14 protein-coding genes are annotated in these 13,688 nt (G+C 71.9%); 7 read left to right on the top strand and 7 right to left on the bottom strand.

All coding sequences use genetic code 11. From position 1 onward, the window contains the following. Positions 1-25 precede the first annotated feature (25 nt). Complete coding sequence (locus RZ84_RS21280) at positions 26-955, top strand: 1-phosphofructokinase family hexose kinase (protein WP_043265622.1); 930 nt, start codon at positions 26-28, stop codon at positions 953-955. A 149-nt stretch (positions 956-1,104) separates the two neighbouring features. On the opposite strand, the gene RZ84_RS21275 is transcribed toward RZ84_RS21280, so the two are convergent. The 3 genes from RZ84_RS21275 to cdgB all read right to left on the bottom strand — a co-directional run bounded on the left by RZ84_RS21275 (position 1,105) and on the right by cdgB (position 4,440). Continuing rightward, the gene (locus RZ84_RS21275; protein ID WP_157878875.1) at positions 1,105-1,413 is read right to left on the bottom strand and encodes a peptidase inhibitor family I36 protein; all 309 of its coding nucleotides are present in this window, start codon (positions 1,411-1,413) and stop codon (positions 1,105-1,107) included. A gap of 169 nt (positions 1,414-1,582) precedes the next feature. Next, entirely contained in the window at positions 1,583-2,497 is a 915-nt protein-coding gene (locus RZ84_RS21270; RefSeq protein ID WP_043265620.1) for a CBM35 domain-containing protein, read from the bottom strand. Positions 2,498-2,757: 260 nt separating this feature from the next. Then, positions 2,758-4,440: a diguanylate cyclase CdgB gene (gene cdgB, locus RZ84_RS21265; protein WP_043265619.1), complete on the bottom strand. Its 1,683-nt coding sequence runs from the start codon at positions 4,438-4,440 to the stop codon at positions 2,758-2,760. A gap of 478 nt (positions 4,441-4,918) precedes the next feature. Here cdgB and RZ84_RS21260 point away from each other — a divergent pair, with 478 nt between their 5' ends. Further along, entirely contained in the window at positions 4,919-5,542 is a 624-nt protein-coding gene (locus RZ84_RS21260; protein WP_198540020.1) for a flavin reductase family protein, read from the top strand. 22 nt (positions 5,543-5,564) lie between these two features. Here RZ84_RS21260 and arfB read toward each other — a convergent pair whose 3' ends face one another. Continuing rightward, positions 5,565-5,993: an alternative ribosome rescue aminoacyl-tRNA hydrolase ArfB gene (arfB, locus tag RZ84_RS21255; RefSeq protein WP_043265618.1), complete on the bottom strand. Its 429-nt coding sequence runs from the start codon at positions 5,991-5,993 to the stop codon at positions 5,565-5,567. Positions 5,994-6,326: 333 nt separating this feature from the next. On the opposite strand from arfB, the gene RZ84_RS21250 reads away from it, so the two are divergent. Then, positions 6,327-6,902 carry a TerD family protein gene (locus tag RZ84_RS21250; RefSeq protein ID WP_043265617.1) on the top strand — a complete coding sequence of 192 codons (576 nt, stop codon included), beginning with the start codon at positions 6,327-6,329 and terminating at the stop codon, positions 6,900-6,902. 370 nt (positions 6,903-7,272) lie between these two features. Here RZ84_RS21250 and RZ84_RS21245 read toward each other — a convergent pair whose 3' ends face one another. Further along, positions 7,273-7,563 carry a helix-turn-helix domain-containing protein gene (locus RZ84_RS21245; protein WP_043265616.1) on the bottom strand — a complete coding sequence of 97 codons (291 nt, stop codon included), beginning with the start codon at positions 7,561-7,563 and terminating at the stop codon, positions 7,273-7,275. 127 nt (positions 7,564-7,690) lie between these two features. Between RZ84_RS21245 and map the strand changes: the two genes are divergently transcribed. Then, positions 7,691-8,458: a type I methionyl aminopeptidase gene (gene map / locus RZ84_RS21240; RefSeq protein ID WP_043265615.1), complete on the top strand. Its 768-nt coding sequence runs from the start codon at positions 7,691-7,693 to the stop codon at positions 8,456-8,458. A 98-nt stretch (positions 8,459-8,556) separates the two neighbouring features. On the opposite strand, the gene RZ84_RS21235 is transcribed toward map, so the two are convergent. After that, a complete protein-coding gene (locus tag RZ84_RS21235; protein WP_241777797.1) occupies positions 8,557-9,879 on the bottom strand; it encodes an SGNH/GDSL hydrolase family protein in 1,323 nt (440 codons plus the stop codon). 38 nt (positions 9,880-9,917) lie between these two features. Between RZ84_RS21235 and RZ84_RS39120 the strand changes: the two genes are divergently transcribed. Further along, positions 9,918-10,259, top strand: coding sequence for a hypothetical protein (locus RZ84_RS39120; RefSeq protein ID WP_157878874.1), 342 nt, complete (start codon positions 9,918-9,920; stop codon positions 10,257-10,259). A gap of 96 nt (positions 10,260-10,355) precedes the next feature. Further along, positions 10,356-10,853, top strand: a complete 498-nt coding sequence (locus RZ84_RS21230) for a hypothetical protein (RefSeq protein ID WP_043265614.1) — start codon at positions 10,356-10,358, stop codon at positions 10,851-10,853. An 88-nt stretch (positions 10,854-10,941) separates the two neighbouring features. Here RZ84_RS21230 and RZ84_RS21225 read toward each other — a convergent pair whose 3' ends face one another. Next, positions 10,942-11,586: a pentapeptide repeat-containing protein gene (locus tag RZ84_RS21225; RefSeq protein WP_043265613.1), complete on the bottom strand. Its 645-nt coding sequence runs from the start codon at positions 11,584-11,586 to the stop codon at positions 10,942-10,944. 483 nt (positions 11,587-12,069) lie between these two features. On the opposite strand from RZ84_RS21225, the gene RZ84_RS21220 reads away from it, so the two are divergent. After that, the gene (locus tag RZ84_RS21220; RefSeq protein ID WP_078894038.1) at positions 12,070-13,317 is read left to right on the top strand and encodes an FAD-dependent oxidoreductase; all 1,248 of its coding nucleotides are present in this window, start codon (positions 12,070-12,072) and stop codon (positions 13,315-13,317) included. The last annotated feature ends 371 nt before the right edge of the window (positions 13,318-13,688 follow it).

Genomic DNA, 13,688 nt, shown 5'->3' with positions numbered 1-13,688 from the left:
CCGGCCTCCTCCCGGAGGGGAGACCATGATCCTCACGGTCACGCTGAACGCCGCCCTGGACATCACCTACCGCGTCCCCCGGCTCCACCCGCACGCCACCAACCGCGTCACCGAGGTCACCGAACGCCCCGGCGGCAAGGGCCTGAACGTCGCCCGCGTACTGGCCGCGCTCGGCCACCGCACGGTCGCCACCGGCTTCGCGGGCGGCGGCACCGGCGAGGCGCTGCGCGCCCTGCTCACCCAGGAGACCGACGTCACCGACGCACTGGTCCCGGTGGGCGGCGCCAGCCGCCGCACCATCGCGGTCGTCGACGCCGCCACCGGCGACACCACCCAGCTCAACGAACCGGGTCCGACCGTCTCCCCCGCCGAATGGGCCGCGTTCCTCGGCTCCTACCGCGAACTGCTGGGCGAGGCACGGGCGGTGGCGCTCTGCGGCAGTCTCCCGCCGGGCGTCCCGGTGGACGTCTACGCCCGCCTCACCCGCGCCGCGCACGCCGCCGGCGTCCCCGTCCTCCTCGACACCAGCGGCGAACCGCTGCGCCGCGGCCTGGCCGCCCGCCCCGACCTCGCCAAGCCCAACGCCGACGAGCTGGCCGCCCTCACCGGCAGCACCGAACCGCTGCGCGCCGCCCGCGACGCCCGCCGCCGCGGCGCCCACGCGGTGGCCGCCTCCCTCGGCGCGGACGGCATGCTCGCGGTCACCGCCGAGGGCGCCTGGCAGGCCACCCCACCCCACCGGTTCGCCGGAAACCCCACCGGGGCCGGCGACTCCGCCGTGGCCGGCCTGCTCTCCGGCCTCGTCGAGGAACTCCCCTGGCCGGACCGCCTGACCCGCGCGGTGGCCCTCTCCGCGGCCACCGTACGGGCCCCGGCCGCGGGCGAGTTCGACCCCGCGACGTACGAAGAACTGCTGCCGCACGTGGTGGTGACGGATCGGCCTACGGCGGCGTGAGGATTCCGAACCTGCTCGGCGGCACTCGCCCGGTGCCCTGTCCAACTGCCGGCAGCAAGGCCCTGAGGCGCAACACTCGGACGGACGACGGGCCGAGGACACGACCGGGTCGATCGCGCCCTCGGCCCGTATCAGCCCAACGCCACCTGCTACTTGTCCGGCCCCCAGACGGCTATGCTCCTCACCGGCCACGGAGTCTTGGCCGAGTACTGGCCCCTGGTCAGGTCGAAGTGCTGGCCGTAGCACCCGCTATCGCTGTAGAAGGTCACCCGGTGGTAGTCCTGGTTTGACACCGACCGGACGTTGTCCTGGTCGAACGCGTTGCATCCCGACGAGGGGGTGAACACGTCGGACTCCTGCCCCTCGAAGTTCGGCTGCGTCCAGCCACAGATGTTGCCGTTGGGGCATTTGGCAGCTGCATCGGCCGTTCCCGCGGTGAGCGGCAGCGCGGCCAGCAACACAGCACCGGACAGGGCTATGACACGTAACTTCTCGCGTAATCACCTCAGATCAACTGGAATGTTGCTGCCCAGTCCAGTTGACCAAAGTGACGAGTGCAATCCGTTTTCGGGCAACGAGCCTGCTCACCTGCGGTGTTGCGGCCGCACCCCAAGTGGCAATCGACGCCTACTGATTGGCCCCCGTCAGCCACACCTGATCCAGGATGGCGTTGCACTGATTGCCCTGTGCGCAGGCGATCTCGAGGGTGTTGGTGCCCTTGTTCAGGGTGACCGGGGCCCAGGTCGTCTGCCAGCCCTTCACCCAGTCGCCCTTCGCGGAGTGTATGAAGTTCTTCAGGCCCAACGGCGAGCTGTTGGGCTTGCCGTTGACCGAGAGCGTGGCGTTGGCGTCGTCTCCCGGGATGCTGTAGTGCACATTCAGCCGGAAGTCGCCGGCGGTCGGCACGTTCACGGTCCACTGCACCTTCGCCCCGACCTGGTTGAAGCCGGTGACGTACGAACCGCTGGCCGATTGGGCACCCTTGATGTCCTTGGCGGTCGTCGCGCCACCGCTGAGCCGCAGTGCGCCCGCGTCGTCCTTGGGGAGTGCGCCGGGGCTGGGCTTGGTGGACGGCTGGGTGCTGGGCTGGACCGAGTCGCCGGCCGTCGGGCCGGGCTTCTGGGCGGTGTCGCTCTTGTTGTCGCCGCTGTTGGTCAGCATGGCCACACCGATGCCTATGCAGACCACCGCGACCACCGCGACCGCGCCTATCAGCAGGCCGTTCCGGCCGCGCCGGGGCTCCTGGCCGCCGTACGCGGGGGCCGGGCGGGTGCGCTCGCCGCCGCCTCCGGGCAGCGTCTCGGGCGCGGCGTAGTGGGCGTTCTGCTGGCCGTACGCCGGCTGCTGGGTCTGCTGACCGCCGTACTGCCGCTGGCCGACCGCGCGGACCTGGTTGTAGGAGGTCCGCGGTACGCCCGGCTGCCGCGCCGCCCCGCCGTCGCCCGACGGGCCCGCGCCGCCCTCGCCGCCCTCCGAGCGGTAGAGGTAGCCGAACGGGTCGTCGTTCTCCGGCGTGTCCGCGCCGTTGTTACCGGCCGTCATTCCGTGTCACTCCCAAGCGATCCGTACGCGTGATGTGCGCGTGATGTGCGCGTTCGCGGGCATCCGCGCGAACTGTCTTTTCCCGGCCCCGGCGGCTCCGCGCCGCATCGGCGCAGCCTACCCCGTCAAGGCCGTACCACGCCGATCCCGCCCAACCACAAGATCACCAACGGCCGGTGAACGGGCGGTACGCCAGGCACGATGCCGCGGGTGTGAGATGCGCGGCACCGGGGCCGCGGTTCCCGGCCCGGCTCCCACGCTCAGCCCGCCGCCCGCCGGTTCCCCTTCGAGCGGGAGCGTTTCTCCACGTACATCCGTTGGTCGGCCGACTCCAGCACCTCCTCGGCGGTCATACCGCAGCTCGCCCAGCCGATGCCGAAGCTGGCGCCGACCCGGACTGCCCGGCCCTCGACCCGGATCGGCGGGATGATCGCGTTCCGTAGCCGGACCGCGAGGTCCTGCGCATCGGCCGTACCCAGCCCGTCGGCCAGCACCACGAACTCGTCGCCGCCGAGCCGGGCGACCGTGTCGCCGTCCCGGACACCGCTGGTCAGCCGCCGGGCGACCTCGATCAGCACCGCGTCACCGGTGTTGTGCCCGAAGCGGTCGTTGATCGACTTGAAGCCGTCCAGGTCGCAGAAGAGGACCGCGAGCCCCTTGGAGCCGTCGTCCTCGGGCCCGTCGGGGGGCGCGAAGAGATGGATGTGGTGGTCGAACGGGACCGGGCCGGCGGCCTTGCCCTCGAAGCCGTCGAGCCCCTCGAACGGCTCCGTGCCGTCCGCCCCGAAGCCGTGCGGGGCGCGCGGATCGGAGCCGTCCGCACCCGAGGAGGCGTAGGCGTCGGCGAGCGAGCCCGGCCGGCGGGAGCACAGCCGGGCGCCGAGCCGGGTGCGCAGTTCGGCGCTGTTGGGCAGTCCGGTCAGCGAGTCATGGCTGGCGCGGTGCGCGAGAGCGAGCTCATGGCGCTTGCGCTCCTCGATGTCCTCGACGTGGGTGAGCAGGTAGCGGGGCCCGTCGGCGGTGTCCGCGACGACCGAGTTCCGCAGCGACACCCACACGTACGTGCCGTCCCGGCGGGCCAGCCGCAGCTCGGCCCGGCCGCCCTCGGCGGAGGTGCGCAGCAGGGTGCCGATGTCCTCGGGGTGCACGAGGTCGGAGAAGGACAGCCGGCGCATCGCGGACGCCGGGCGGCCCAGCAGCCGGCACAGCGCGTCGTTGGTGCGCAGCAGCCGTCCGTGCTGGTCACCGCCCATTTCGGCGACGGCCATCCCGCTCGGCGCGTACTCGAAAGCCTGCCGGAAGCTCTCCTCGCTGGCGCGCAGCGCCTGCTGCTCGCGCTCCAGCCGGACCAGGGCGCGCTGCATGTTGGCCCGCAGCCGGGCGTTGCTGATCGCGATGGCCGACTGGAACGCGTACATCTGGAGCGCCTCCTGGCCCCAGGGGCCGGGGCGCCGGCCGTTGCGCGGCCGGTCCACGGAGATCACCCCGAGCAGCTCGCCGTTGCCGTTGGCGGCCGTGTACATCGGCGCGAAGAGGCGGTCCATCGGGTGCCACTCGTCGGGGAAGCGGGGCGCGGGCCCGGCGGTGTGCCACTGGGGCACGTCGTCGTCATCCAGCACCCAGCCCTCGGTGTACGGGATGAAGCACAGGTCGCCCCAGCGCTCCCCCATGGACAGCCGCCGCTCCCATGAGGAGCGCGAGCCCACCCGCCCGGCCATCAGCGCCTCGGCGCCCGCGCTGCCGGCCACCGCGGCGACCACGAGATCGCCGTCCGGCCGTACGAGGTTGACCGCGGCGAGCTCGAAGCCCAGCCCGGCGATCGCCCCGTCGGCAACGGACTGCAAGGTGTCCGCAAGGCTGCGTGCGGTATTCAGCTCGGCGACCACTTGGTGCAGCTGCCGCAGGGTCGCAAGACGGACATAGGGCTCCGACTCGGTCTCCATCGCTCGCTCTCCCTGAGACCTCGACAGCACTCCACCGATTCGTTGTCGTCTTCTTCTTCGTCGTCTTCGTCGTCCGATTCCACGCTCACTGAATCACAGTGAGCTGTTCACTCGGTACACAGGGTCAACAATTAGCGCCCGCTGTGACTCAAGTCACAAGCGGTGACGGCCGGTTGCCGGTCCACGGCCGCAGCTCACCAAGGCGCCCGAACAACGCTCGGCTACTCCTCGAAGTCTTCCTGAACGCAAATTCCAGCCACCTCCGAGCACTTCCGCGAGCACTTCTCCGAACCGTTCCGCGGGCACTTCGGCGGACACTTCCGCGAGCACCCGTCCCCGGGCGCCGCCCCGCACGCTCCGTGCCCTCCGTGCCCTCCGTGCCCTCCGCGGTGGCGATCGCCTCCGCCGCCGGACCTAGGGCGCGAGTGGTCCCGGGGCCCGATGCGGACCGGGGCCGGTCGAAGTTAGCGTTCATGGCGTGTTCACGAAAACTCCTGCCGCCACCCCGGCCGCCGGCTCCGCCACACCCGCCGCACCCACCGCACCCGCCGTCTCCCTCGCCTCCGTGCCGGGCGACGGGCCGATCGCGCATGCTGTTGGGGTGAGTGACGACGAGTTCCGTGCCGCCCTGTCCCGCCTCGCCGCAGGCGTGGTGCTGATCACCGCCCACGACCCGGACGCCGGCCCGCGTGGCGAGGACGTCGGCATGACCGCGACGGCGTTCCTGTCCGTGTCCCTGGACCCGCCGCTGGTCATGGTGAGCGTTCGCAACGACTCCCGGATGGACGACCTGCTGGCGCAGCAGCCGCTGTGGGCCGTCTCGGTACTCTCGGGCCATCAGCGTCACGTAGCGGGGCGATTCGCCATGAAGGGCCGCATCAGCGACCGGCTGCTCTTCGAGGACATTCCGTCCGTACGCGGCGAAGCGTCCGGCGCCCCGCTCATCGGCGGCGCACTGGCGACGCTGGAGTGCCGCACCGAACAGCGGGTGGTGGCCGGCGACCACACCCTCGTCATCGGACGCGTCCTGGCGACCACGACGTCCGACGATGACGACGGGCCGCTCACGTACTTCCGGGGCAAGTACCGCCAGCTGGGCTGAGGACCGGGAACCGTCGGCCCGCTCAGCCCCAATCGCGGCCCGAGCGGCCCCGCTTGGTCTCGCCGCGCTGCTTCTTCTCGCGCAGCCGCCGCTCGTTGATACCGCGTGGGATCCGCGACTTCTTGCGCGGCCTGGGCGGCGGCGCGGTGGCCTCGGCGAGCAGCGCGGCGAGCCGTACGGCCGCGGTCTCGCGGTTGCGCCACTGGGAGCGGTGGTCGGAGGCCCGTACGGACAGCACGCCGTCGACCAGCCGGCCGGCCAGCCGCTCCAGGGCCCGCTCCTGCCACACCGGGGGCAGCGCCTTCGTCCCGGCCAGGTCGAAGCGCAACTCGACCTGGCTGTCGCTGGTGTTGACGTGCTGGCCGCCCGGCCCGGAGGAGCGTGAGAAACGCCAGACCAGCTCGGCCTCCGGCAGAACGACCGAACCTCGGATGACATAGGGCCCGGACATGCCTCCCATGATCCCGCGCCCACGGCCGCCCGTCACCTCACTTTCCCGGGCGGCCCCCCCCATCCGGCACCCGGCACCCGGCACCCGGCACCCGGCACCCGGCACCGAGTAAAGGCCGGTCGGCTGAAGACCGGCGCCGGGATAAGGCAAAGGAACAGCCAAAGAGTCGACCAAGGAAAGTAAAGAAACCTGGAACCACCCGGTCCCCCGGCCGCGTTGAGGTGGGTAACGGCAGCTCCGCCCGGGGCGGAGCCCGAAGCGTGTGACCGCACGCTGCGGAGCCCGAAGCGTGTGACCACATGCTCGCGACCTCGACGAGGAAAGGGACTTCCCATGGCTGTAAGCCTGTCCAAGGGCGGCAACGTCTCGCTCACCAAGGAGGCACCGGGCCTGACCGCCGTCACGGTCGGCCTCGGCTGGGACGTCCGCACGACCACGGGCGCGGACTTCGACCTCGACGCCAGCGCCATCGCGGTCAACGCCACCGGCAAGGTCCACTCCGACCAGCACTTCGTCTTCTTCAACAACAAGGAGACGCCGGACCGGTCCATCGTCCACACCGGCGACAACACCACCGGCCAGGGCGACGGCGACGACGAGTCGATCAACGTCGACCTCGCCGCGCTGCCCGCCGACATCGACAAGATCGTCTTCCCGGTCTCCATCTACGACGCCGAGAGCCGCGGCCAGAACTTCGGCCAGGTACGGAACGCCTTCATCCGCATCGTCAACCAGGCCGGCGGCGCCGAGATAGCGCGCTACGACCTCAGCGAGGATGCCGCCACCGAGACCGCCATGGTCTTCGGCGAGCTGTACCGCAACGGCGCGGACTGGAAGTTCCGCGCCGTGGGACAGGGTTACGCATCCGGCCTGGCCGGCATCGCCCAGGATTTCGGCGTCAACGTCTGAGGCGTTTGAGGTGTCTGAGGCGATTGCCCCGCACTCGGAGTCGGCACCCGAGGCGCCGGCGTTGACGAGGTACCGGCGTTGGTGAGGTGCCGGCGGCGGGTGAAGCGCTGGAGGTAGGTCGGACATCGGCTGTGGTGACACACCGCCGGCAGGTCACACACGTCAGCAGGTGACGCACCGCCGTGGGTGACGCACCGCCGGTGGGCCGGTTCCCGGAAGGGGGCCGGCCCTTCGCGTTTGGCAGCCCGGCCATCCATGCTGGGGCCGACTCCCGGACGGGGGCCGGCCCTTCGCTCGACAAGGCCCCGACCGGATGGGCGCCAGGCCCCGGCTCGGATGGGCGCCAGGGCCTGCCCGATGGGGTAGGACCCTAGGCCGCCGCGCCACCGTGGCGGTTGGCGGCTTCCGGCGCGGCATCCGGCGGCGTGGCCAGCACCGCCACCTCGTCCAGCGACAGGCCGAGCGTGCCGGCCAGCGCGGCGACCGTGAAGAACGCCGGGGTCGGCGCCCGCCCGGTCTCGATCTTGCGCAGCGTCTCCGCGGACAGCCCGGCCGCCGCGGCGACCTCGACCATGCTCCGCTCGCCGCGCGCCGCCCGCAGCAGCGCGCCCAGCCGCTCGCCGCGTTCGCGTTCCCAGGGGGTCAGTGGAGTGCGCACCATGCCCGTGATACTAATACCGGTAAACAAATACCGGTAATGAAATACCGGTCGCTGCGCGGAACTGTGAGCTGTGTCCGCCGCCCGGCACCGAGGTGCGTACGGGCGGCCCGAACGGGAGGCTGTACGGATGGTCGAGATCAAGACGGATGCGTCGCTGGACGCGATGCGCGTGGCCGGCCGGGTCGTCGCGGACGCCCTGTCCGCGGTCCGCGCCGCGGCCACCCCCGGCATACGGCTGCTGGACCTGGACGAGGTGGCCCGTACGGTCCTGCGCGAGGCCGGCGCCACCTCCCCCTTCCTCGGCTACCGCCCCAGCTTCGCGCCGACGCCCTTCCCGGCCGTGATCTGCGCCTCCGTCAACGACGCCATCGTGCACGGCATCCCCGACGGCTACCGGCTCCGCGACGGCGACCTGGTGAGCATCGACTGCGGTGCGGTCGTCGACGGCTGGGCCGGCGACGCGGCCACCAGCTTCACCGTCGGCGCCACGCACCCCGAGGACGCCCGGCTGATGGAGACCACCCGGCGCGCCCTGGAAGCGGGCATCGCCGCGACCGTCGTGGGCGCCCGGATCGGCGATGTCTCGCACGCCATCGGCAGCGTCGGACGCGCCGCCGGCTACGGCATCCCCCACGACTTCGGCGGCCACGGCATCGGCCGCGCGATGCACGAGGACCCGCCGGTCCCCAACGACGGCCGACCGGGCCGCGGCCTCGTCCTCCGCCACGGCCTGGTCATCGCCATCGAGCCGATGTTCCTGTCCGGCGGCGGCGACGGCTACTACGCGGCCCCCGACGGCTGGACCCTGCGCACCACCGACGGCAGCCACGCCGCCCACTTCGAGCACACCGTCGCGGTGACGGACGACGGCCCGCGCGTACTGACCCTGCCGTAGGCGCGAGCACGAAGCGGCGCGCCGCCGTCAGCGCCCACGCCGGGCACCGGTGCCCTCAGCGCCCGGCACCAACGCCCCGGGGCCGGCGGCCGGCACCCTCAGAACGCGTTGACGTCGACCGCATCGGCCATCGCGCGATAGCCGGCGTCGTTCGGATGCAGATGGTCGCCCTCGTCGTACGCGGGCGCTATGCGGCCCCGGTCGGCGGGATCGGCCAACGCGTGGTCCAGGTCCACCACCCCGTCGAACTCACCGGAGGTGCGTATCCAGTCGTTCAGCGCCTCACGCTTGATCTCGCCCCGCTCGGTGTAATACGCGGCACCCCTGAACGGTGTCAGCGTCGCACCAATCACCCGGATTCCCCTGCCGTGCGCCTGACGTATCAACACCCGCTGGGCGGCGATGAGTTGTCGGACGGACACCTCCGGGGTCGGCCCGCCCGGCGCGCCGCCCCACTCGCTCATACCGATGTCGTTGATGCCCTCCAGGACGACGACGGTGCCCACGTTCGGCGCCTTGAGCGCGTCCTTCCGGAAACGGACCACGGCCTTCTCACCGAACCCGCTCGTGCTGCTGGTCAGTTGGTTGCCACTGATCCCCTCATCGAGGACACTGCGCGGCCGGCCCGCGGCGGCGAACCGCTCGGCCAGCTGGTCCGGGTAGCGGCGGTTGGCGTCGACCGTGGAGCCGTACCCGTCGGTGATGGAGTCCCCGAAGGCCACCACCCCGTCGCTCCGTGCGGCCGGCCCGCCACCGGCCACCTCGACGCCGGAGAGGTAGTACCAAGACTGCGAGGTCTCGGTGAACGCCGCGGCCCCCACATCGGAGCGGCGGTCACCGGCCGCGCGATAGCTGGTGGCCATCGCCATCGCATGGAAGGTGGCCGGACCGGTCGGTGCGTCCAGATACAGGGTGACGGTCACCGACTCCAGGGCGCGCACCCGTAACCCCACGCCGTCGCTGGGCAGTTCGCCGCCCGCCGGTATGGTCGCCGACCGCCGGTGCCCAAAGGTCAGCTGCCGCACCGAACCGGCCTGCACCGAAGCCCCCTGAGCGGTCCGCGCGACAGTGGCACCGGCCACCTTGAGCGGCGTCGCACCGTAGCGGTTCGACAGCCTGATACGGGCCTGCGTGCCGCCCGTACTGACCCGGACCACCTGCCGCACCGTCTGCCGTGCGAAGCCGCCCTCGGACCAGTTCTTGCCGAGCACCTCGTTCGCCTGCTGCGGCGCCGCCGCCCAGCCCCCGCGCCAATGCCCCTGCGCATACCTCACGGTTGCGCCGGCCGGCCCGGCGCCGGCGCCCGGCCCCGCCGCGTACGCCGCCGCACCCTGCCCACCCGGGCCGTCCGGCAGCACGGGCAGTACCGGCAGCGCCACCAGCGCCGCCGCCGACACCAGCGCAACCGCCGAACGTCTCACCGGCGAACCAGACATGATCACTACCCCACCCTCTGGTCATGACGATCCCGCCGTACGCGGTCCCGCCGTGCGTCGTCTCGTCGTGCGTCGTCCCGTCGCGCGTCATCTCGTCGTGCGGCATCCGCGGCGAGCGATCTCGTCGTGTGTCGTCCCGTCGTCCCGTCCTCCGTCGTCCCGTCGTGCCGCATCCGCGGCGAGCGATCTCGTCGTGCGTGATCGCACGGTGCGTTATCGCGGACGGTGTGATCGCGCGGTGTGTCGTCTCGTCGTGCGCGATCTCGCTGCCCGCGATCTCACCGTCTGCGATCACGCCGTACGAGATAGCGCCGTCTGCGATCACGCCGCAGGTCGTCTCACCGTCGGCGATCTCCTTGCGGTGATCGACCCGGGGCCACACGGGCCCGGGCCGGCCGGGGTGGACCGGCGGCGCCCGACCGTCCGGACCGCCCGCCGCACCGGCGTGACACCATCAAGACGTGATCGACCTCGGCTATTCCCTCTCCCACCGCTTTCCGGATCCGCCGCAGACGGACTACCGGACCGCGGATGTGCACACCCTGCGCCATGACCTCTTCTGCGGCGACGTCTATATCGCCGACACCAAGTCCGACCGCGAGCTGTCCACGGCCTGGGGCTGGGTGCCGGTACTCGACTTCGCCTGGGCGCTGTGCGACATCGTCGAGCAGCTCGACACCGACCCGCGCGGCAGCCGCTCCGCCCGGCCGATCCACGCCGAGCTCGACTTCACCGAATCCGCGGACCGGATGCTCTTCGAGCGCCGCTTCGGCTGGGTCGATATCGACGCCGACTGGATGCCCGCCGACGAGGCCCCGCTCACCTTCAACCACGCCGTACTCCGCCGCGAGGCCCGCGACTTCCTGCACGACCTGATCGCCGACCTCACCGATATGCACAACGGTCTCGCCGACAACCCCGCCATCTGGGAACTCCAGGCTCGCTTCCCCCGCGTCTGACCCCTACGGCCGACGGGCGCATCCTCCACCGTCACGTCGCCCCTCCTCGCCGCATCCGCCTCACGTCCCCCCACTCCCCACTCCCCGCTCACTCCACCCGCACGCCCACCTGCGCGGCGAACGCCGGTGCCAGATCCATCAGTTGGGCCGAACTGATCACCGCGCCCGCCAGGGAGTCGATCCCCCGCGCGATATCCAACGCAGCGGCACCGCGCAGATCGACGTCTTTCATCCGGGCCGCGCTGAAATCCACCCGCGCCAGGGTGCAGTCGTCGAACGTCACCCGCTCCAGCTCCGCGCCGCCGAAGTCCGCCTCGACCAGCACGCACCCCTCGAAGACGACATCCCGCAACTTCGCCTTGCGCAGATTCAGGAAGTCGATCTTCCCACCGCGCACCACAACCCGCTCCAGCACCGAACCGTGGAGCTGTATCCCGCCGAGCCGGGCGTCCGACACCTCCACATCGCGCAGCATCGCCTGCGACAGGTCCGTACCGACCCCGCGGACCCCGCTCAGCACGCTGTCGATGATCCGCGCCCGGCTCAGCACCGCCTCGTCCAGCACACACCGCCGCAGCGCGCAGTCCATGAATCTCGCACCCCGCGCCGACTGCCCGGAGCAGTCCGTCCCCGCGAACTCCAGCCCGTCGTAGTCCCCTTCGGGCTCCAGCTCCGCACCGTCGTACGGCTGGAGCTCCGGCAACCGCACCTCCGGCCGCCGCACCGCCCGCACCGTCTCCTTGCCGCGCCCTGCCCCTGCCACGCGATCACCGCCTTCCGTACCGCACGGAACCGGTTCCCCGGCCCGCGTACCCGCCAGATCCCTGCCACGCCCCTGCCACGTCCCGGTCACATCGCCGCGTATTCCCACCGTCGGCCCGTCCGCGACGCGACCGGTCCGCAGCCGCTCAACTACTCAACCCGTCGCGACCCACACCCCATCGTGAACCACACCACTGACAATCGCCCTGACCTGCACAAACGCCCGTTCTACCGGCCCCATGTCACATCCGCGGCACCCCCATCCGTCCAAGCCCACGAGCACCACCTGCACGACCGAGCACCACCCGCACGACCGAGCACAACCACGACCGACCACAACCACGATCTCGACCTCGACCACAGCCACAGCCACAGCCACAGCCGACCAAACACAACCGAGCACACACCACAACCACAACCACAACCACGACCCCGACCACCAAAGGAGCCCCCCATGGCCCCCCCCCGCCTCACCGTCATCGGCGGCGGCTTCGCCGGCCTCACCGCGGCCATCTCCGCCGCCGAGTCCGGCGCCGCCGTCACCCTCTACGAGGCCCACCGCACCCTCGGTGGCCGCGCCCGCACCGCCGACGCGCCCTACCGCACCAACGAGGGCGCGCACGCCCTCTACAACCGCGGCCCGCACTGGCCCTGGCTCAAGCAGCGCGGCCTACTGCCGCCGCTCGCCACGCTGCCCCCGCTGGAAGCGACCCGGATGCGTTTCCTGCACCACGGCACACTGCACCGGCTGCCCCCGCTCGGCATGGTGACGACGCTGCGCCGCCACCGCACCGCCCCGGTCGACCAGGACTTCCTCAGCTGGGCGAGCAGCAAGGTCGGCGAGCCGACCGCCCGCGCGGCGGCCCATTACGTGGGCGTCTCCACCTTCCACCACGACCCCGGCTCGCTCTCCGCCGCCTTCGTACAGGAGCGGCTGCGCCGCAGCACCAACCTCCCGGCCGAGGCCCACTACGTCGCCGGGGGCTGGGGCACACTCATCGACGGGATGGCACGGCACGCCCGTGACCTGGGCGTACGCATCGAGACCGGGGCCCGTGTCGAGACGCTGCCGGAGGACACCCCGGTCATCGTCGCCACCCACCTCGGCTCCGCCCGCGCCCTGCTCAAGGACGACCGGCTCCGCTGGAGCAGCGCCCGTGCGGCACTGCTCGACCTCGCCATACGGACCCGGCGCGGCGACCCGTTCGTGGTGTCCGGGCTCGACTTCCCCGGCTGGATCGAGCGGTTCACCGCCCCCGACCCCAGCCTGGCACCGAAGGGCGAACAGCTCCTCCAGGGCCATTTCGGCATCGCCCCGGACGAGCCCCGCGCCGCCGGGATCGCCCGCGCCGAACGCCTCCTCGACGCCGGCTTCCCCAACTGGCGCGAGCGCACCACCTGGCGCCGTGAGTCGCTGTCCACCGGCCGTACAGGAGCGGTGGACCTCCCCGGCACCACCTGGCGCGACCGCCCGGCGATCGACCGCGGCCACGGCGTCTACCTGGCGGGCGACCAGGTCGCGGCCCCCGGCCTGCTCTCCGAGGTCTCATTCACCAGCGCCCTGGAGGCCGTCACGCTCGCCCTGGCCGGCGGCCCCCGCCCACCCGCTCACACCCACGCCCACGGGGCGAGCACCCGTCGCACTGATCAGGCAGCCGCCCCCTCAGGAACTCGGTCCCCGGATCGGACATCGGCCCAATAGCCACCCGCGCGAGGGATCGGCGCGCACCCCCGGCCGGCCTTGACCTCGATCAAGCCTGACCTCGATCAAGCCTGACTTCGATCAAGCCTGATGTACCAGAGTGACGTGACGGCAGTTGACCACCGCCACCACCACGGCAACAACCAACTGCCGTCACCACGGCAACCACCAACTGCCGAGGGGCCGGCGCCCTCCGAGAGGCCAGCGCACTCCGAGAGGCCGGCGCGCCCCGCAAGGAACGGCCCGCCGGCCAGGACCGAGGAGGGACCGACCCGCGCCGGCTGGGACCGGCTAGGACCGACCCCGTCCGGTCAACAGCGCCCCACCCACCAGCGCCACGGCGACCCCCGCGCCACCGAAGACGACCAGCG

This window comes from Streptomyces sp. CT34, assembly GCF_000805335.1.
GTDB lineage: Bacteria > Actinomycetota > Actinomycetes > Streptomycetales > Streptomycetaceae > Streptomyces.
Note: the sequence above shows the minus strand (reverse complement) of the source record. Positions and strands in the feature narration are given on the sequence as shown.